Source organism: Nonomuraea sp. SYSU D8015 (assembly GCF_008065375.1).
Classification (GTDB): Bacteria; Actinomycetota; Actinomycetes; order Streptosporangiales; family Streptosporangiaceae; genus Nonomuraea.
In genome coordinates, this window is the sequence record NZ_VJYI01000002.1 from 574,252 (window position 1) to 591,904 (window position 17,653).

19 protein-coding genes and 1 tRNA gene are annotated in these 17,653 nt (G+C 68.9%); 12 read left to right on the forward strand and 8 right to left on the reverse strand.

Going from position 1 to position 17,653, the window contains the following annotated elements; all coding sequences use genetic code 11:
• Positions 1-151 precede the first annotated feature (151 nt).
• Positions 152-234 (reverse strand) — tRNA-Leu (locus ID574_RS11960).
• Positions 235-434: 200 nt separating this feature from the next.
• Between ID574_RS11960 and ID574_RS11965 the strand changes: the two genes are divergently transcribed.
• The 7 genes from ID574_RS11965 to pknB all read left to right on the forward strand — a co-directional run bounded on the left by ID574_RS11965 (position 435) and on the right by pknB (position 9,130).
• A complete protein-coding gene (locus tag ID574_RS11965; protein ID WP_080044004.1) occupies positions 435-1,175 on the forward strand; it encodes an FHA domain-containing protein in 741 nt (246 codons plus the stop codon).
• 17 nt (positions 1,176-1,192) lie between these two features.
• Positions 1,193-1,663, forward strand: a complete 471-nt coding sequence (locus ID574_RS11970) for an FHA domain-containing protein FhaB/FipA (RefSeq protein WP_188188869.1) — start codon at positions 1,193-1,195, stop codon at positions 1,661-1,663.
• Positions 1,660-2,961, forward strand: a complete 1,302-nt coding sequence (locus ID574_RS11975; protein WP_188188870.1) for a Stp1/IreP family PP2C-type Ser/Thr phosphatase — start codon at positions 1,660-1,662, stop codon at positions 2,959-2,961. Before ID574_RS11970 ends, ID574_RS11975 begins: the two co-directional genes overlap by 4 nt.
• Positions 2,962-4,353 (forward strand): FtsW/RodA/SpoVE family cell cycle protein, encoded by a 1,392-nt coding sequence (locus ID574_RS11980; RefSeq protein WP_223166610.1) that lies wholly within the window; start codon positions 2,962-2,964, stop codon positions 4,351-4,353.
• A complete protein-coding gene (locus ID574_RS11985; protein ID WP_188188871.1) occupies positions 4,350-5,807 on the forward strand; it encodes a peptidoglycan D,D-transpeptidase FtsI family protein in 1,458 nt (485 codons plus the stop codon). Before ID574_RS11980 ends, ID574_RS11985 begins: the two co-directional genes overlap by 4 nt.
• A 24-nt stretch (positions 5,808-5,831) precedes the next feature.
• Positions 5,832-7,190 (forward strand): protein kinase domain-containing protein, encoded by a 1,359-nt coding sequence (locus tag ID574_RS11990; RefSeq protein ID WP_188188872.1) that lies wholly within the window; start codon positions 5,832-5,834, stop codon positions 7,188-7,190.
• Positions 7,191-7,273: 83 nt separating this feature from the next.
• Positions 7,274-9,130 (forward strand): Stk1 family PASTA domain-containing Ser/Thr kinase, encoded by a 1,857-nt coding sequence (pknB, locus tag ID574_RS11995; RefSeq protein WP_188188873.1) that lies wholly within the window; start codon positions 7,274-7,276, stop codon positions 9,128-9,130.
• A gap of 142 nt (positions 9,131-9,272) precedes the next feature.
• Here pknB and ID574_RS12000 read toward each other — a convergent pair whose 3' ends face one another.
• Both ID574_RS12000 and ID574_RS12005 read right to left on the reverse strand, forming a co-directional pair.
• Positions 9,273-9,845, reverse strand: a complete 573-nt coding sequence (locus ID574_RS12000; protein ID WP_188188874.1) for an anthranilate synthase component II — start codon at positions 9,843-9,845, stop codon at positions 9,273-9,275.
• Positions 9,842-10,048 (reverse strand): hypothetical protein, encoded by a 207-nt coding sequence (locus ID574_RS12005; protein ID WP_188188875.1) that lies wholly within the window; start codon positions 10,046-10,048, stop codon positions 9,842-9,844. The genes ID574_RS12000 and ID574_RS12005 overlap by 4 nt, the downstream gene beginning before the upstream one ends.
• Positions 10,049-10,148: 100 nt before the next feature.
• Between ID574_RS12005 and ID574_RS12010 the strand changes: the two genes are divergently transcribed.
• The gene (locus ID574_RS12010) at positions 10,149-10,394 is read left to right on the forward strand and encodes a cell division protein CrgA (RefSeq protein WP_188188876.1); all 246 of its coding nucleotides are present in this window, start codon (positions 10,149-10,151) and stop codon (positions 10,392-10,394) included.
• A gap of 38 nt (positions 10,395-10,432) precedes the next feature.
• Here ID574_RS12010 and ID574_RS12015 read toward each other — a convergent pair whose 3' ends face one another.
• Positions 10,433-11,299, reverse strand: coding sequence for a rhomboid family intramembrane serine protease (locus ID574_RS12015; protein WP_223166612.1), 867 nt, complete (start codon positions 11,297-11,299; stop codon positions 10,433-10,435).
• A gap of 344 nt (positions 11,300-11,643) precedes the next feature.
• Entirely contained in the window at positions 11,644-12,180 is a 537-nt protein-coding gene (locus tag ID574_RS12020) for a peptidylprolyl isomerase (protein ID WP_188188877.1), read from the reverse strand.
• 221 nt (positions 12,181-12,401) lie between these two features.
• Between ID574_RS12020 and ID574_RS12025 the strand changes: the two genes are divergently transcribed.
• Together ID574_RS12025 and ID574_RS12030 are read left to right on the forward strand one after the other, a co-directional pair.
• Complete coding sequence (locus tag ID574_RS12025) at positions 12,402-12,839, forward strand: hypothetical protein (RefSeq protein WP_188188878.1); 438 nt, start codon at positions 12,402-12,404, stop codon at positions 12,837-12,839.
• Positions 12,840-13,064: 225 nt separating this feature from the next.
• Positions 13,065-14,141 carry an Rv3169 family protein gene (locus ID574_RS12030; RefSeq protein ID WP_188188879.1) on the forward strand — a complete coding sequence of 359 codons (1,077 nt, stop codon included), beginning with the start codon at positions 13,065-13,067 and terminating at the stop codon, positions 14,139-14,141.
• Here ID574_RS12030 and ID574_RS12035 read toward each other — a convergent pair whose 3' ends face one another.
• Positions 14,142-14,582, reverse strand: coding sequence for a hypothetical protein (locus ID574_RS12035; protein WP_188188880.1), 441 nt, complete (start codon positions 14,580-14,582; stop codon positions 14,142-14,144).
• A gap of 124 nt (positions 14,583-14,706) precedes the next feature.
• On the opposite strand from ID574_RS12035, the gene ID574_RS12040 reads away from it, so the two are divergent.
• Entirely contained in the window at positions 14,707-15,378 is a 672-nt protein-coding gene (locus ID574_RS12040) for a response regulator transcription factor (protein ID WP_188188881.1), read from the forward strand.
• On the forward strand, positions 15,375-16,739 hold the full coding sequence (locus ID574_RS12045; RefSeq protein WP_223166614.1) for a sensor histidine kinase: 1,365 nt from the start codon (positions 15,375-15,377) through the stop codon (positions 16,737-16,739). The genes ID574_RS12040 and ID574_RS12045 overlap by 4 nt, the downstream gene beginning before the upstream one ends.
• A 166-nt stretch (positions 16,740-16,905) precedes the next feature.
• Here the strand turns inward: ID574_RS12045 and ID574_RS12050 are convergent, their stop codons facing one another.
• Both ID574_RS12050 and ID574_RS12055 read right to left on the reverse strand, forming a co-directional pair.
• Positions 16,906-17,253 carry a hypothetical protein gene (locus tag ID574_RS12050; protein WP_188188882.1) on the reverse strand — a complete coding sequence of 116 codons (348 nt, stop codon included), beginning with the start codon at positions 17,251-17,253 and terminating at the stop codon, positions 16,906-16,908.
• Positions 17,250-17,627: an SgcJ/EcaC family oxidoreductase gene (locus ID574_RS12055; RefSeq protein ID WP_188188883.1), complete on the reverse strand. Its 378-nt coding sequence runs from the start codon at positions 17,625-17,627 to the stop codon at positions 17,250-17,252. Before ID574_RS12055 ends, ID574_RS12050 begins: the two co-directional genes overlap by 4 nt.
• Positions 17,628-17,653: the final 26 nt, after the last annotated feature.

Sequence of the window (17,653 nt, forward strand, 5' to 3'; positions counted from 1 at the left end):
AAGAACGAGGGCCACCACGACGGACGGGGGTCTGGGGGACCTCCCCCAGAAGACGCTGGGGGTCCGGGGGTCATCCCCCGGGAGATACGACGAGGGGACCCGAGGGAGCTTCTCCGAAGGAGAAGCGACCAGGGGCCCCCAGTCACCGAGGTGGGCGAGGAGGGATTTGAACCCTCACGTCCTTTCGGACACACGGACCTGAACCGTGCGCGTCTGCCGTTCCGCCACCCGCCCTTTGTTGGGTGCGGAGAAACAGTAGCACGGAACAGCCACTGGTACTGAACCCGGATACGATCGCATAAGACACGGGAGCGGAGGAGCTGGGCGCGACAGCCGACGGGCGCCGGGGAACGCCGCGACGTGGAACAAGCGGAGCCGGGCGCCGTACGCGTCTGGGGGCCGCGATCATATGCACGGAGGAAGGGAGGTACCCGGTGGGAGTCCTTCAGCGCTTCGAGCGAAGGCTCGAAGGCTTGGTTGAGGGGGCCTTTGCGCGGGCGTTCAAATCTGACCTTCAGCCGGTCGAGGTCGCCAGCGCGGTTCAGCGGGAGATGGATGAGCGTGCGGCGATCGTCGCTCAGGGTCGTACGCTCGTGCCCAACGACTTCGTGGTTGAGCTGTCCACGACCGACAGCGAGCGGCTTGAGGTCTACGCCGACAGCATCAGTCACGAGCTGGCCAACCTCGCCAGGGAGTACGCCAAAGAGCAGGGCTACTCTTTCGTGGGACCGGTCCGGGTTCGCTTCGAGACCGCCGGTGACCTGGCTGTGGGCTTGTTCCGCATCAGGTCCGGCGTCATCCGCGGCGCGACGGTCGAGCAGGACGAGATCCGCCAGCCGGCGAGCGACCTGCCTCCGTCCCGGCCGCACGCGTTCAACGGGCGGCCCAGGCTGCTCGTCTCCACCCAGGACGATCCGCAGGGCGACCGTTCCTACGAACTCACCACTCCGGTGACCTTGCTCGGCAGGGGCACCGACTGCGATCTTCGTCTAGTCGATCCGGGCGTTTCGCGGCATCATGCTGAGCTGCGCGTCGAGGGCCAGACCGTGGTCCTCGTCGATCTGGGATCGACGAACGGCACTTTCGTCAATGGCCAGCCGGTACGCAGGATCGAGCTCCAGAACGGCACGCGAGTGACGCTGGGGCGCACGACTCTGGTGTTCCGGCGCGATTAGGGGTAGACAAACGGTCCATGTCCGAGCTCACGCTGCTGCTGATCCGGCTCGCCTTCCTGGCGGTGCTGTGGTTCTTCGTCATTGCCGCAGTCGGCGTGATCCGGACTGACTTGTTCGGTTCACGCACGGCTCCCGCGGGCCCGCGCAAAGCCGCCAAACCCGCCAAACCCCCGGCAAAGCCCAAGAGCAAGAAGGGCGAGCCACGCCAGCTCATCGTCACAGGTGGCCCGCTGCAAGGCACCACCATCGACCTCACGGAGACGCCCATCACCATTGGCCGGGCAAACGACGCCACGCTGGTAGTCAGCGACGACTACGCTTCCAGCCGGCACGCCCGGCTCTTCCCTCAGGACGGTCAGTGGATCGTGGAGGACCTCGGGTCCACCAACGGCACCTACCTCGACCGCTCAAAAGTCACCCGCCCGACCCCGGTGCCGCTCGGTGTTCCGATCCGCGTCGGCAAAACAGTCATTGAATTGCGCAAATGACCATCGCACTCCGCTACGCCGCCCGCTCGGACGTCGGCCTCCTCCGCGAAGGGAACGAGGACTCGGCGTACGCTAGCGGCCGCCTGCTCGCCGTCGCCGACGGCATGGGCGGGCACGCACACGGCGAGGTGGCGAGCTCAGTCGCCATCGCCGCCATGGCCTCTCTGGAAGAGGCCCACCAGGGGGGTGACCTGCTCAACGCCATCGAGGCAGCGGTACGCGACGCCAACCGCAAGCTGCACGAAATGGTGGGGCGGGATCCCAGCCTCAAAGGCATGGGCACCACCCTCACGGCCATGCTCTGGAACGGCACCCAGGTCGCCCTCGTTCACGTCGGCGACTCGCGCGCCTACCTGCTCAGGCGCGGGGAGCTCTACCAGATCACCCATGACCACACGCTGGTGCAGCAGCTCGTCGACGACGGGCGCATCACGCCGGAAGAGGCCGCCACGCATCCGCAGCGCTCGATCCTGCTGCGCGCGCTCGACGGCAGCGGCGAGGTCGATCCCGACCTCACGCTCCGGGAGGCGCAGGTGGGCGACCGCTACCTGCTGTGCTCGGACGGGCTGTCCGGCGTGGTGAGCGCGGAGACGCTGCACGCCACGCTCACCAACATCGACGACCCCGAGGAGGTCGTCCGCCAGCTCATCGACCTGGCGAACAGGGGTGGAGGGCCGGACAACATCACATGTGTGCTGGCCGACGTCCTTGAGATCACCGATGGGCAGCAGGTGCCCGCCGAGGCCGCCGTCGTCGGCGCCGCGGGCATGAACCGGCTGCGCGGCAACTCCCCGATGGATCAACAGGACACCTCGCCGGGGCGAGTGAGCGCGGTGACCGCACCCCAGCCGGCGATCACCGATGACGACTTCGACGAGCCGGTCGGCGCTCAGGCGCCCCGGCGGTCGGGGCGCCGTCGTCGCGTGTGGCCCGTGCTCGTCACCGTGCTCGGCGTTGGCATCGTCGCCGTCGGCGTCGGCGGCTACTTTGGATACCAGTGGACGCAGGACCAGTTCTTCGTCGGTGCTAGGGGCGACGAAGTGGTCGTGTTCCAGGGGATCAAGAAGGAGGTGGGTCCCTTCCAGCTCTTCAGCGTCTCCAGGCCCACAGGACGGAAGATCTCCCAGCTGTCCGAGGCCGACCAGGCGCTGATCAAGAGCGGCATCCCGGTGACCACCGTCGACGAAGGCATGGCGAGGATCAACGCGTTGAAGTTCTCCGGCGATCAGCAGAGCGACACGCCCACGACCGCGTCGCCCACCCCATCCGCGAGCGCGACCAAGACGAAACAGCAGTAAATGAGCGAAGTCGCCGACTCCCCCGTCCCCATGCCGGCCAAGCGCCGCGCGGCTCAGCTGATCATGCTGACCTTCGCGGTGCTGCTCGTCATGGCCGCCTACGCCAACGTCGGGCTGGCCATGAACGGGGAGGTCCCCGCGGGCATGCTCACGTACGGCTTGAGCCTTGGCGGCCTGATGCTGGCGGCCTACCTGGTGCTGGCCAAGTTCGCCCCGTGGGCAGACCCCTTGATCCTGCCGCTCGTGACGCTGGTCAACGGCCTGGGGCTGGTGATGATCTACCGGCTCTCCGAGTCTCCCTCGAAGCTGCCTTCCGCCAGGCTCGCCTCGCCCAACACCCAGTTGCTGTGGACACTGATCGGCATCGTGCTGTTCAGCCTCACCCTGATCTTCCTGCGCGACCATCGCATCCTCCAGCGGCTCACCTACACCGCGGGCGCTGTGGGCCTGCTTCTGCTGGTCTCGCCGTTGACCCCGCTCCTCGGCCAGGAGATCAACGGCGCTCGCATCTGGATCGGCGTGGGCCAGCTCCGGCTCCAGCCCGCCGAGTTCGCCAAGCTCGCACTGGTTGTCTTCTTCGCCGGCTACCTGGTGGCCAAGCGCGACGTGCTCGCCCTCGCCGGGCGCCGGTTGCTGTTCATCGACCTGCCGCGGGCCCGTGACCTCGGCCCGGTGCTCATCACCTGGGGTGTCAGCCTCGGCATCCTGGTGATGCAGAAGGACCTGGGTTCCTCGCTTCTGCTGTTCGGCACGTTCATCGCGATGCTCTATGTCGCCACGCAGCGCATTTCCTGGGTCATCATCGGCATCCTCCTCTTCGTGGGGGGCGCGATCCTGGCCGGCATGGTCTTCGACCACGTCCAGCAGCGCTTCGAGGTCTACCTCAACCCCGACGACCCCGAGCTCTACCGCGCGATCGGCGGCAGCGAGCAGCTCATGCAGGGCCTGTTCGCCCTGGGCTCCGGCGGCATCCTCGGCACGGGGCTGGGCCAGGGGCACCCCGAGCTCATCCCGCTGGCGTTCTCCGACTTCATCTTCAGTGCCACAGGCGAGGAGATTGGCCTGACGGGCCTGATGGCGCTGCTGATGATCTACGCGTTGATCGTCGAGCGCGGCCTGCGCACCGCGCTGTCGGCCCGTGACCCCTTCACGAAGCTGCTGGCAGGCGGCCTGTCGTTCATCCTGGCCTGGCAGATCTTCATCATCGTCGGCGGTGTGACCAACCTCATCCCGCTGACCGGCCTCGTGACGCCGTTCATGTCCCAGGGCGGCTCGGCCCTGCTCTCTAACTGGATTCTTATCGCGCTCCTGGTACGAACGTCAGACGCCGCCAGACGCCCCCCACCCCAGGCGATCCAGAACGAAGGATTGACGCAGGTGTTCCAGCGATGAACGGCACCCTGAAGCGCGTGGCCGTGGCCGCCCTGGCCATGTTCGCCCTCCTGATGCTCAACGTGAACTACCTCCAGGCGGTCAAGGCGGAGGAGCTTCGGGACAACCCGCTCAACACCCGCAACTTCTTCGACCGCTACGCCATCGAGCGCGGCCGGATCACCGCGGGCGGCAAGGTGCTCGCGCAGTCGGTCGAGACTAAGGACCCGAACTTCAAGTTCGTCAGGCAATATCCCGAGGCCAAGCTCTACGCGCACGTCACCGGCTTCTTCTCGCCGGAGAGCGCGAGCGCGATCGAGCAGAGCGAGAACCAACTGCTCGACGGCTCCAGCGCCGACCTGCTGCTGCGGCGCAGCATCGACCTGTTCACCGGCGAGGCCGCCAAGGGCGCGAACGTCGATCTCACGATCAACCCCAAGGCGCAGAAGGCCGCGTACGACGCGTTGCGGCAGAGCGGCAAGCGGGGCGCCGTGATCGCGCTCGATCCGAAGACCGGCGGGATCCTGGCGATGGTGTCGCTGCCGACGTACGACCCGACCGAGCTGTCGGGCACCGACAAGGCGAAGGTCTTCACCCGCTACGACGAACTCGCCAAGGAGAAGAGCCAGCCGCTGCTCAACCGCACCATCGGCCAGACCTACCCGCCCGGGTCGACGTTCAAGGTCGTGACGATGGCGGCGTACCTCGAGGACGACTCCTCGCGCGGCCCCGACACCACCGTGAAGGCCCCGCAGCGGCTCCCGCTGCCCAACACGAACATCAGCCTGCCCAACTACGGCGGCGCCGCCTGCGGCTCCGGCCAGGTGACGCTGACGTTCGCGCTGGAGAAGTCCTGCAACACGCCGTTCGCCCAGATGGGCATGGATCTGGGCTACGACAAGATGAACGAGCAGACCGAGAAGTTCGGCATGGGGGAGCCGATCTCCGTGCCGATGAAGGTCGAACAGAGCGACTTCGGAGACGAAGAGGACAAGGCGGCCCTGGCGATGGCCTCCATCGGGCAGCGCAGCAACCGGATGACGCCGCTGCAGATGGCCATGATCGCCGCCGGCATCGCCAACGACGGCACGGTGATGAAGCCGTACCTCGTCAACAAGATCACCGACGCCAAGGGCGACACCGTCGACGAGGCCCGGCCCGACGAGCTGACGACGGCGGTCAGCTCCGAGACGGCGGGCAAGCTGCGTGAGATGATGGTGAGCGTCGTCAACAACGGCACCGCAAACCTGGCGCAGGTTCCAGGCGTCCAAGTAGCGGGCAAGACGGGCACCGCGGAGACGGCCGACGGCCAGCCTCCGCACGCCTGGTTCATCTCCTTCGCGCCCGCGGACGACCCGAAGGTGGCTCTGGCGGTCATCGTCGAGTCCGGTGCGGCCAACGTCGGCGCGGAGGCGACCGGCGGCCACACGGCCGCGCCGATCGCGAAGGCCGTGCTGGAGGCGGTGCTGAAGTAGTGAGTGACGGTAACCTGCTGGACCATGCGGCTCCGTAACCGCTACCTTCTGGTCTCCCGCATCGCCACGGGCGGTATGGGTGAAGTGTGGCGCGCCCATGACGAGCTCCTCGGGCGCGAGGTGGCCGTCAAGATCCTGCGCAGTCACATCCACGCCGACCCCGCCTTCCGCGAGCGGTTCCGCAACGAGGCCAGGATCACGGCGTCGTTGGCCGACCCCGGGGTCGCGCAGGTCTTCGACTACGGCGAGCAGAGCGACCTGGCCTACCTCGTGATGGAGCTGGTCCACGGAGAGCCGCTGTCGGCCATCCTGGCCCGCAACGGCGCCATCGGTCCGGAGGTGGCGCTCGACGTGGTCCACCAGACCGCCAAGGCGCTGCACGCTGCGCACGCGGCCGGGATCATCCACCGTGACATCAAGCCGGGCAACCTCCTCGTCACGCCCGAGGGCGTCATCAAGGTGACGGACTTCGGCATCGCGCGGGCGCTGGAGGCGGCGCCGGTGACGCAGACGGGCACCGTGCTGGGCACCGCCCAATACGTCAGCCCCGAGCAGGCGCAGGGCTTCACGCTCACGCCGGCGACCGACCTCTACTCGCTGGGCGTGGTGGCGTACGAGTGCCTGGCGGGGCGCACGCCGTTCCGCGGGGACAGCCAGGTGGCGATCGCGCTGCTGCACCTCAATGAGCTGCCGCCGCCGCTCGGCGCCGACGTGCCCGCACCGGTGCGGGAGCTGGTCATGGCGCTGCTGGCCAAGGATCCCGCGCACCGGCCCGCCACGGCGCTGGAGGTGGCCGACCGGGCTTACGTCCTGCGGGAGTCGCTGGTCGGCGCCGAGCCCGGGGCCGACCTGAGCATGTTCACCGACCCGGCGGGCTTCCGCGTACGCGAGCCGTCGCCGGAGGACGAGCGCGACACCGACGACCTGGCCCCGGCCACCGCGCTGGAGGCGCGGCCGGGCAAGCGACGAAAGGGCGCCAGGACTCTCGCGGCGGTGGCCACGGCCGGATGTGTGGCCGCGGTGGGGCTCAGCGCCATCACGTTCGCCGGCCGCCCGCCGGTGGAGACGACATCGCCCGAGGTGACGGACCCGACGGAGTCGGCGGAGCTGACGCCCGAGCAGGCGCGGCCCACCAAGACCAAGGCGCGCACACGCCGACCCTCGGTGGTTCCGGTGAAGTCGCCGAGGCCGATAGCCTCACGGTCGGCTACGGTAAGCAAGTCGGTAACTCCTACGAAGAAGCCGACACCGAAACCGACACCGACCACGCGGACCGCAACACCAACACCCACCAGCCCAAAGCCCACCACAACTCCGACAACTCCGACACCGACCGCCTCGCCAGACCCGGGTGAGACAAACCCGCCCAAGGAGGAGACGTGACGCGCCAGGGGGTCGATGATGGACACCGGCGGCCCCCCGAGCAGGCCGGCACCCAAGATGAACGGTAAGGGACAGTGCAGGAAATGACTCAGCCTCGGCTACTCGGAGGTCGTTACGAGCTCGACGGTGTCGTCGGGCGCGGCGGCATGGCCGAGGTGTATCGCGCCCGAGACATCCGGCTGGACCGCATAGTCGCGATCAAAACCCTCCGGTCCGACCTGGCACGCGACCACACCTTCCAGGCCCGGTTCCGCCGCGAGGCGCAGTCCGCCGCCTCCCTGAACCACCCGGCCGTCGTCGCGGTCTACGACACCGGCGAAGACGTGACCGACGGCACCCCCGTGCCATACATCGTGATGGAGTACGTCGATGGCAGGACGCTGCGCGACCTGCTGCGCCAGGACCGGCGGCTGCTGCCCGAGCGCGCCATCGAGCTGGTGGACGGCATCCTGCGGGCGTTGGACTACAGCCACCGCGGCGGCATCGTGCACCGCGACATCAAGCCGGCCAACGTGATGATCACGCGGGCGGGCGACGTCAAGGTGATGGACTTCGGCATCGCCCGCGCGATGGCCGACTCCGCGGCCACGATGACGCAGACGGCGCAGGTGATCGGCACCGCCCAATACCTGTCGCCGGAGCAGGCGCGGGGCGAGCGGGTCGACGCGCGCAGTGACATCTACTCCACCGGTTGTGTGCTCTACGAGCTGCTCACCGGGCAGCCGCCGTTCACCGGCGACTCTCCCGTCGCGATCGCCTACCAGCACGTGCGCGAAGAGCCGATCCCGCCGTCGCAGATCGACCGCGAGATCCCGCAGTGGGCCGACGCCATCGTGCTCAAGGCCATGGCCAAGGACCCGGCCCAGCGCTACCAGAGCGCGGGCGAGATGCGGGCCGACATCCAGCGGGCGATGTCCGGCATGCCGACCGACGCCCAGACCATGGCCATGACGAGCAACTACGGCCAGGGCACGCGCATGATGACCGCGACGCAGGCGGCCACGGGGCCGGCCACGCAGCGCACCAGCGCGGTCCCGCCGTACGACTACGGCGACGGCGACGGCGGCGGTGGCCGCGGCGGGCGGCGCAGGGCCTCCGGTGGCGGCAACGCGGTCAAGACGGCGTTGTGGATCATCATCCCGCTGCTGATCATCGGCGGTTTCGTCACCGTCGGCTACATGGTGTTCGGCACCGGCAACACGCAGACGAGCACGCAGCTCACGATCCCCGAGCTCGCCTCGCAGTCGCGGGATTACGCTGAAGATCAGCTCACGGGCATGGGGCTCAAGCCCGAGGTGGTGCAGGAGTTCAGCTCCGACGTCAAGAAGAACAGCGTGATCCGGACCGACCCGGCCGCGGGCGCCAAGGTCGACAAGGGCCAGACCGTCAAGCTGTTCGTCTCCAAGGGCCCTGAGAAGAAGAAGGTGCCTGCCAACCTCATCGGCCTGAAGCAGGAAGAGGCCATGAAGGCCCTGCAGGCCGAGGGCCTGGTGGGCACGGTCAAGACCAAGGTGTCCAGCAGGCCGCAGGGCACGGTCATCGACACCAAGCCCAAGCCCGGCGAGGAGATCGAGGAGGGCGGCACCGTCACCCTCTTCGTGCCTCAGGCGCTGGGCGAGGTGCCCAACGTGACCGGCCTGACCGAGGAAGACGCCACGAAGGCGCTGAGGGAGGCCGGCTTCAAGACCAGGGTCGTGCCGCAGGCCAGCGACGAGGCCCCGCAAGGCACGGTCATCACGCAGAACCCGGGCGCGGGCGAGAAGCTGCGGCCGAACACGACGGTGACGATCGTGGTGTCCACGGGTCCGGAGCAGCAGCCGACGGATCCGCCGTCCACCGACGTCCCGACCGATCCTCTGCCCACGGAAGAACAGTCGGAGTTCCCGACCGACGAGCCGACCGACGACAGCCCGATTGACGACGGCGACGGCGGTTTCTGAGGCTCGGGCAAGCGGTGAAGGGCCGCCCGTCCCGCGAGGGGCGGGCGGCCCTTCCCTTACGAGGCCCAAAAAAGAACGCCCCCGCCGCTCGGGGGCAACGGCGGGGACGCTCATTTGTAAGTCGCCGTACGGGCGAAGTTCGTTACACGGTTTCGCGCAGCCAATTTTGGAGCAGGGTGTGGCCGTGCTCGGACAGCACGGACTCGGGGTGGAACTGGATGCCCTCGATGGGCGCCCGGCGGTGGCGCAGCCCCATGATGACGCCCTCCGCGGTGCGCGCGGTCACGTCGAGCACGTCGGGCACGGTCTCGGGCAGCACGGCGAGCGAGTGGTAGCGGGTCATGCGCACCGGCGAGGGCAGCGACTCGAACACGCCCCTGCCGTCGTGTGAGATGTCGCTGGTGCGGCCGTGGAAGAGCTCGGGCGCGCGGGACACGGTGGCGCCGAAGGCGACGGCTATGGCCTGGTGACCGAGGCAGACGCCGAGCAGCGGCTGCTCGCGCGCTGCCGCGTGGCGCACGAGGGGGACGCTGACGCCGGCCGCCTCGGGGGCGCCCGGACCGGGGCTGATGAGCACGCCGTCGAAGCCGTCGGCGTCGCTGACGCGTACGTCGTCGCGTGGCCGCACGTCGCAGTCGGCGCCCAGCTCCCGCAGGTACTGCACGATCGTGTGGACGAAGCTGTCGTGGTTGTCCACGACCAGCACGCGGCTCATTTCGTTACGGTCACCTCGTCGAGCGTCACCAAGGGCTCCAACACCGGAAAGACGACATTCCAGATTACGTCCACCTCGGCGAGGACCAGGACGATCGTCGCAGGCACCGGGGTACGCGCGGCGCCGGCCGACTCCCAGGCCCGGAGCGCAGTCCCCATTCGATCAGGGCGTTCGGGGCACGGCGAGAGGTCCTGAATCGCCATGACGTGCGCGTGGCGACTATTCTGGACCACACTTCAATTAGGCTCGACAAAGAGCCTGCGGACGATCCGGATGCCCCAGGCCCTCAGCAGGAGTTACCCAGTGCCCAAGTCCAAGGCTCGCAAGAAGGCGGTCTACACGCCGCCGCAGAGGTCTCAGCAGGTCAAGGTCAGCCCGCGCTGGCTGGCCCCCACGATGGTCATGGCGTGGATCATCGGCATTCTGTGGATCGCGGTCTACTACGTCGCGCCGCAAACCCCCTTCATCGGCGACCTCCAGAACTGGAACCTGCTGATCGGGTTTGTTTTCATCATCTTCGGTGTGGTGCTTTCCACCCGCTGGCGTTAGGTCTTTCCACAGCCTTTTCCACACCCTGTGGGCGCGCCTCAGGCGCCGGCCAGGATGGCCGACGCCCGCACCACCACGAGCACGGCCAGCAGCGCCAGCGCTCCCACGATCGCCAGGACCTGCCACAGGGTCCGGTTGTTCTTGGGGGCGTAGGCCATGGCCGCCGCCAGCACGGACCCGGTGATGAGCCCGCCGATGTGACCGGTCCAGCTGATGCCTGAGACCAGGAACGTGATCACCAGGTTGATCGCGATGAGCACGGCGATGCCCCGGACGTCCATGTTGAGTCGACGGCCGACCACGAACACCGCACCGAACAGGCCGAAGATGGCCCCGGACGCGCCCACCGTGGGCTGGTTGAGCGGGTCGAGCCAGAGGCCGAGCGTCGAGCCGCCGAGCGCGCTGATCACGTAGAGGGCCACGTAACGCACATGGCCGAAGGCGCGCTCCAGGTAGGGGCCGACGACGTAGAGCGCCCAGGAGTTGAACAGGATGTGGAAGACGCCGCCGTGCACGAACGCTGCGGTGATCAGCCGGTAGTACTCGTCGAGGTGGGCCACGCCGTTGGGCCACATGGCCAGCTGCAGCGTGACGTCGTTGCCCAGAAGGTATTGAGCGCCGAAGATCAGGACGTTGGCGACCAGGATGGTGTAGGTCACGAACGGCGTGCGGACGACACCGCCGCCGAAAGTGGACTTGGCCTGGCGGATGCCGCGGTTGCCCTCGGCCACGCACTCGGGGCACTGGAAGCCGACCGCGGCGTCACGCATGCAGTCGGGGCAGATGGGCCGCTCGCAGCGCTGGCAGCGGACCCAGGTTTCCTTGTCGGGATGCCGGTAGCACGTGGGCACAGCCTCAGCCGGCTGCTCCGGCTGAGGGGGCGGGCTGGGCGGCTGGCTGGTCATGACCGAAAGCCTATGGCTTGTGCGGGCGTGCCGCGTGCCCGCGCGCCCCGCCCCCGCCGTACGGCCGTCACCCCGCCCCGGACCGCCTGCCACCCCGCCCCCGACCGCCTGCCGCCCCGGCCCACGCGCGCCGTGGAAGGCACGTCCGCACCACACCTTAGGCACGTCCGCATTCCACGTGAGCGCGCCCCACGATGCGTCTGGAGACGCGCCACCGGCGCGTCGACGCCACGGGGCACCGCGCGAGGGGCGGATTGCGTGGGAGGCACGTCCGCGGCGCGTCGTGGGCCGGGTCAGCGGCGAGCGCCGGTCGGGACGTGCCCGTCCCCCCTCAGCGTCCTGGGTCAGGCCTGGACGCGGTCGATGGTGACCGACTCCAGGATGACGTCCTCCACCGGACGGTCACGGCGGTCGGTGCGGGTCTTGGCGATGGCGTCGACGACGTCCTGCCCCTCGATCACCTCACCGAAGATCGTGTGCTTGCCGTTGAGATGCGGCGTTGGCACGACCGTGATGAAGAACTGCGAGCCGTTGGTGCCCTTGCCGAAGCGGATGCCCGCGTTGGCCATGGCCAGCAGGTACGGCCGGTTGAACCAGAGGTCGGGGTGGATCTCGTCGTCGAACTCGTAACCGGGACCGCCGATGCCCTGCCCCAGCGGGTCCCCGCCCTGGATCATGAAACCGGAGATCACCCGGTGGAAGATCGTGCCGTCGTAGTAGCGGGCGGTGCTCTTCTCACCGGTGCCTGGGTGCGTCCATTCGCGCGAGCCTTCTGCCAGCTCGACGAAGTTCCGTACCGTCTTCGGGGCCTTGGTAGGGAAGAGTTCCACCTTGATATTGCCGCGATTGGTCTGCAGGTTAGCGATCAGCTTCTCAGCCACGAGACAGCTGCCCCCCTCTATGCGCAGGGTTGGTTTTGTGGTGTTTTGAGGACTATGGCCGTTCGGCCTCCAGAGCCATCCTCCCATGGACGGCCATGATTGAGCCGCCTTGTCCAGGGAAGGTCAGGCTCGGGGCCCCAACGACAGGGGAGGTTGTCGTGTCCCTGACAATGAAGAGACGCCGCGTGGCCATAGCAACACCTGCCACGTGGATGGGCCGTGTGAAGGCCCAGGCCGTGCGAACCGGCTACCGCATGGCACCTGTGGCGGACCAGGCCAGAATGGCCGCCGCCCAGCGCATCGAAGACGCCCGCTACTGGGCGGCGCCGCGGCTCGAGTCCGCGGCGCACGGCTTCGAGGACCAGGTCGCTCCCAGGGTCAGCTCGGCGCTGACCAGGGCGGCCAGGAAGATCGACCCGACACCGTCGCGGTCGACGCGGTGGCCGATGTTCATCCTCATGACCGGCCTCGCGGTGGGGGCGATCGGCTACATGGCCTACCGCCGCAATGCTCAGCAGTGGACCGAGCACATGAAAGATTCCGCTTCGGATGCCTCACGATGGGTCAACGAGAAGGCGGAAAGGACCGCCGAGTCCGCAGACCGGATCGCGGCCAATGTGTCTGAGAAGGCGGACGAGACATCACGCAAGATGTCCTGATCTCGCCGAGAAGCGCGCCCTCGACCGTAAGGGGGCGCGCTTCTCCTTGTTCCGGGGTTCCCAACTCCGGGTCCGGGCTCCGTTGTGCAGGGTCCGAGCCCCGGGTGTGCAGGATCCGGGCTCCGGTGTTCAGGGTCAGGGTTCCGATCCGGGTCCAGGTTCCGCGGCGCGTTGCCGCACACGGGGCCGTTTGACGCTTCACCAAGCGCTTGCTACAACCCGGACATGGCGCTGTCACCCCTCGACGACTACCCCGTCCACCAGACTGCCCAGGTCATGCGGCACGTGGCCACCTCCGACCGCAACTTCTACGACCGCTACTACTTCAACTGCCACGCCGGCACCGACGAGCTCATGCTGATCGTCGGCCTCGGCCAGTACCCCAACCTGGGCGTCACCGACGCCTTCGCCTGCGTACGCCACCGCGACCTGCACCGCGTCGTCCGGGCCTCACGCGAGCTCGGCGTCGACCGGATGGACACCGGGATCGGCCCGTTCCGGGTGGAGGTCGTCGAAGGGCTCAAACGGCTCCGCGTGGTCCTGGAGCCGAACGAGCATGGCCTGTCCTTCGACCTGCTCTGGGAGGGCACGATCCCGGCGACGCTCGAACCCCGCCACTTCCTGCGCTGGCAGGAGCGCGTGATGTTCGACTCGGTACGCCTGGCGCAGACCGGACGCTGGTCCGGGCACATCCGGATCGGCGAAGACGATCTGGCGGTGACCCCCGACCGCTGGCTGGGGACGAGGGACCGCTCCTGGGGCATCAGACCGGTCGGCGAGCCAGAGCCGCCCGGCATCCAGGCCAAGAACCCCGGGACGTTCTACTGGCTCTACACGCCGATGCGGTTCGAGGACCACGCCATCCTGTGCATCGTCCAGGAGGACGAGCGCGGCCGCCGGGTGCTGGAGGAGGCCGTACGCGTCTGGTCGGACGGGCGGGAGGAGGAGTATCTCGGCCGGCCGGACTACCGTCCCGTCTACGCCCCCGGCACCCGGGACGTCGTCCAGGCCACGATCACCTTCTCGCCGCCCGGCGGCAAGCCGTTCGACGTGCACTGCACCCCCCTCCTGCCGGTGCACCTCATGGTCGGCACCGGCTACGGGCTGGAACCGGACTGGCGGCACGGTATGTACCAGGGTCCGGGGCCCGTGGTGCAGGGCGTGACGTACCGGCTGCCCGACGACGCGGGCCGGATGTGGGGCCTGGTCGACGCCGTCGGGCGATTCGAGTACGACGGGCTGGTCGGGCACGGCCTCTTCGAATACTGGGCCCTGGGGCCGCACCCGTCCTTTAGCGACTGACTACTCGGACTTCTTGCAGACGATCTTGACGGTCTTGGCGACGCCGTCCTCACCCGGCTTGACCCCGACCTGGGGGAGCGCTTCCGCGGGCAGGGCGGGCACGGCCTTCATGACATCGCCCTCAAGCTCGGCGGGCGGATCGACGGCCTCCACCTCGGCGGGTGGCGTGACTCCTTCCGGAGCCTTCTCCGCGGGGACGGCCCGGATCTTCACCGCCTCGTCCGGGTCGATCTTCTTCACCTTCCCGTCGGGGCCGACCACGATGCCCACCGGCTTGCCGGGCTCGCCCGCGGGCAGCTCGATGGTCTGGCCGTCGCTCGTCGTGCACGTCGCCTTGGCGCCCGCGGTGGAGGGTGGCTCGCTGGCCAGGGCGGACCCGGCCAGGCCGGTGAGTGCGAGCGCGCAGACCGCGCCGAGCACCGCGAGACGTCGCTTGAACATGGATTCTCCTCACTGGGTTCGGTCGAACGCCCCAGAGACTGGCCCGCGGCACCTGAAAAGATCCTGAAGAAACCCTAAATGATCTTCAGGTTGGCTTTAGGTGAGCTGAGGCACCCTGGACGGCGTGCGAGTGCTACTGGTGGAGGACGAGGAGCGGCTGGCCGACCTGATCAAGGGCGGGCTGGCGGGCGAGGGCTTCGCCGTGGACGTGGCCCACGACGGGCGCGACGGGTTGTGGATGGCCACCGAGAACACGTACGACGTGATCGTCTTGGACGTGATGCTGCCCAGGATGAACGGGTACGCGATCTGTTCCCGGCTGCGCGAGGCGGGCAACTGGACGCCGATCATGATGCTCACGGCCAAGGACGGCATCTACGACGAGGCCGAGGCGCTCGACAACGGGGCCGACGACTACCTGGCCAAACCGTTCTCGTACGTGGTGCTGCTGGCCCGGCTGCGCGCGCTGGTGCGGCGCGGCGGGCGGGAGCGGCCGGTGACGATCACCGTGGGAGACCTGGTGATCGACCCGGCCGGGCTGCGGTGCCGCAGGGGCGAGGTGGAGATCGCCTTGACGCCGAAGGAGTTCGCGGTGCTGCACGCGCTCGCGCGGCGGGCCGGCGAGGTGGTGTCCAAGAGCGAGTTACTGGCCCAGGCCTGGGACTTCTCCTACGACGGCGACCCGAACATCGTCGAGGTCTACATCAGCGCCCTGCGCCGCAAGATCGACGTGCCCTTCGGGCGTACGACGCTCATGACGGTCCGCGGCGCCGGCTACAGATTGGAGGCGGCGTGAGGCTCGGGCTGTGGTGGGGGCGCATGGCCATGGGGTTGTCGTCCGTGCGACTGCGGGCGACCGCGGCGGCGACGCTGGTCGTGGCGCTCGCCCTGGGCGTCGTCACCCTGTTGCTGGTGATCGTGCTGCGGGGGAGCCTCGTGGACAGCGCGGGCGCCGAGGCGGCCAGGAAGGCCGAGGCCGCGGTGCCGTACGCGGCGGCCATCGAGATCGCGCCGGGCGCCCCGCTGACCGTGCCCACGGAGAAGGTCCCGGCGCAGGCCGCGCCCACGGACAAGATCCCGGCGCAGGCCGTGCCCAAGCAGCAGGGCGTGGTTCACCTGCAGGAGGGCACGGCGATCGCCGACCCCGACCTCGTGGTGACCGCCCAGCGAGGGGATGTGATCAAGGAGTGGGCCCAGCCCGGCGAGTACGCCGTGGCCGCCATGAACGTGGTCACCGCGACCGGCCCGGCCACGGTGTTCTCGAGGGTGTCGCTGGCGGGCGCGGAGCAGGCCCTGCGGACGTTGTACGGCGCGCTGCTGCCCGGCGTGCCGGCGGTGCTCCTCGTGGTGGCCACCATGACGTGGCTCTCGGTGGGCCGCGCGCTCGCGCCGGTGGCCGCGATCCGCGCCAAGGTCGCCCACATCACCGCCCGCGACCTGCACGAGCGCGTCCCCGTACCGGACTCGAAGGACGAGATCGCGGCGCTGGCCACCACCGTGAACGGCACACTCGACCGGCTGGAGACGGCCGTGGAGACGCACAAGAGGTTCGTCGCCGACGCGGCGCACGAGCTGCGCAGCCCCATCGCCACCCTGCGCGCCCGGCTGGAGCTGGCCGAGCCCAGCGAGCTGACCAAGGAGGCCCTGGCCGACGTGGAGCGGCTGCAGTCCCTGGCGGCCGACCTGCTCATGCTGGCCAAGCTGGACGCGGGCGAGCCGCTGCGCACCGCCGAACTGGACCTCGGCCAGGTGGCGGCCGAGGAGTCCCTGCGGGCCAGGCGGCGGCCCGACGTGCGGGTGGAGTTGGACATCGAGCCCGACGTGGTGATGAAGGGCTCCCGGGGGCATCTCGACCGGCTGGTGACGAACCTGACCGACAACGCGGTGCGGCACGCCGCCTCGACCGTGCGCGTCCGCGTGCGTGCCGAGGCGGACGAGGCCGTGCTGGAGGTGCTCGACGACGGCCCGGGGATCCCGTTCGAGCAGCGCGAGGCGGTCTTCGACCGCTTCACCAGACTGGACGAGGCACGTGCGAGGGACGCCGGCGGCGCGGGGCTGGGACTGTCGATCGCGCGGGACATCGCGACCCTGCACGAGGGGACGCTCGTCTACGCGGGCGGTGGATTCGTTGCCAGATTTCCCTTGTGTCACACGTGAACGTGCTCGCGAACCCGGTCCCCTCCACCTGGGCTGTGGGGCCCGGACTGCCGCGTCGTCGGCGGACTGCTTGACCGGGAGGTAGCCGAAGGCGACGATCCGCTCGCCGTCCCTGGCCGCGAGCGTGCCCGCGGCCAGGTCGATCAGCGGATCCATGACCGGGAACCTAGGTGAGCCGCGCGGAGCACCCCAACTGCTTCGCGATGCGGGTGATGCCTTCGGCGAACCCCTGGCGGGTGCGCTCGCCATAGCCGATGAACAGCTGGTTGGCCAGCGCAACCGCCCAGTACGGACCCGCCACGCTGTAGACGCGGTGCTCCACGCGCGCGCCCTCCGGGTGGCCGGTGACCGACCACTCGCCGCGATACCACCAGCCGCCCTGATAGGCCACGGTGCGGTCGCCGAGCTCCGTCTTCGTCACGTGCGCGGGCCGGTCTCCCACGAGGGCCTGCCAGACCTGCTCGACCGGTGCGGTCACCACGCCGGAGACCTCGGTGATGAGCCGCTTGGTCATGGCCTGCTCACCCTGGTGTTCTGGAAGGACGCGAAGCGCCAGCCCTCGGGTGTGCGCAGCGCGGTGAGCGTGACGATGGACGCGCGGCTCGGGTCCTGCTCACCGTCCACCGTCGAGCCCCCGGTGATGATCGCCAAGGCGACGTCGTCGGAGAGGCTCCTGATCTGCGGCTCCCCGTCGCCTCCCGCCAGCTTGATCGAGGTCTTGAACAGGTCCCGGTGCACGTCCTCGATGGCCTGCCGGCCCTTCAGGTGCAGCCCGAAGAACGTGATGTAGTCGGCGTCCTCGGTGAACAGCCCGGCGTAGCCCGCGGCGTCGCCGGCGTTCCAGGTCTCCGCCAGGCGTGAAAGCAGGCGGACGATCTCTGTGGACATGGCACAGCTCCCTTGGTCGCGGCGCC

What these genes read in the sequence shown, in the direction of transcription:
- ID574_RS11970 (WP_188188869.1), top strand. Translation starts at nt 1,193, where the DNA reads ATGTCCGAGCTCACGCTGCTGCTGATCCGGCTCGCCTTCCTGGCGGTG.
- ID574_RS11975 (WP_188188870.1), top strand. Translation starts at nt 1,660, where the DNA reads ATGACCATCGCACTCCGCTACGCCGCCCGCTCGGACGTCGGCCTCCTC.
- ID574_RS11980 (WP_223166610.1), top strand. Translation starts at nt 2,962, where the DNA reads ATGAGCGAAGTCGCCGACTCCCCCGTCCCCATGCCGGCCAAGCGCCGC.
- ID574_RS11985 (WP_188188871.1), top strand. Translation starts at nt 4,350, where the DNA reads ATGAACGGCACCCTGAAGCGCGTGGCCGTGGCCGCCCTGGCCATGTTC.
- ID574_RS11990 (WP_188188872.1), top strand. Translation starts at nt 5,832, where the DNA reads ATGCGGCTCCGTAACCGCTACCTTCTGGTCTCCCGCATCGCCACGGGC.
- pknB (WP_188188873.1), top strand. Translation starts at nt 7,274, where the DNA reads ATGACTCAGCCTCGGCTACTCGGAGGTCGTTACGAGCTCGACGGTGTC.
- ID574_RS12000 (WP_188188874.1), bottom strand. Translation starts at nt 9,845, where the DNA reads ATGAGCCGCGTGCTGGTCGTGGACAACCACGACAGCTTCGTCCACACG.
- ID574_RS12005 (WP_188188875.1), bottom strand. Translation starts at nt 10,048, where the DNA reads ATGGCGATTCAGGACCTCTCGCCGTGCCCCGAACGCCCTGATCGAATG.
- ID574_RS12015 (WP_223166612.1), bottom strand. Translation starts at nt 11,299, where the DNA reads ATGACCAGCCAGCCGCCCAGCCCGCCCCCTCAGCCGGAGCAGCCGGCT.
- ID574_RS12030 (WP_188188879.1), top strand. Translation starts at nt 13,065, where the DNA reads ATGGCGCTGTCACCCCTCGACGACTACCCCGTCCACCAGACTGCCCAG.
- ID574_RS12035 (WP_188188880.1), bottom strand. Translation starts at nt 14,582, where the DNA reads ATGTTCAAGCGACGTCTCGCGGTGCTCGGCGCGGTCTGCGCGCTCGCA.
- ID574_RS12050 (WP_188188882.1), bottom strand. Translation starts at nt 17,253, where the DNA reads ATGACCAAGCGGCTCATCACCGAGGTCTCCGGCGTGGTGACCGCACCG.
- ID574_RS12055 (WP_188188883.1), bottom strand. Translation starts at nt 17,627, where the DNA reads ATGTCCACAGAGATCGTCCGCCTGCTTTCACGCCTGGCGGAGACCTGG.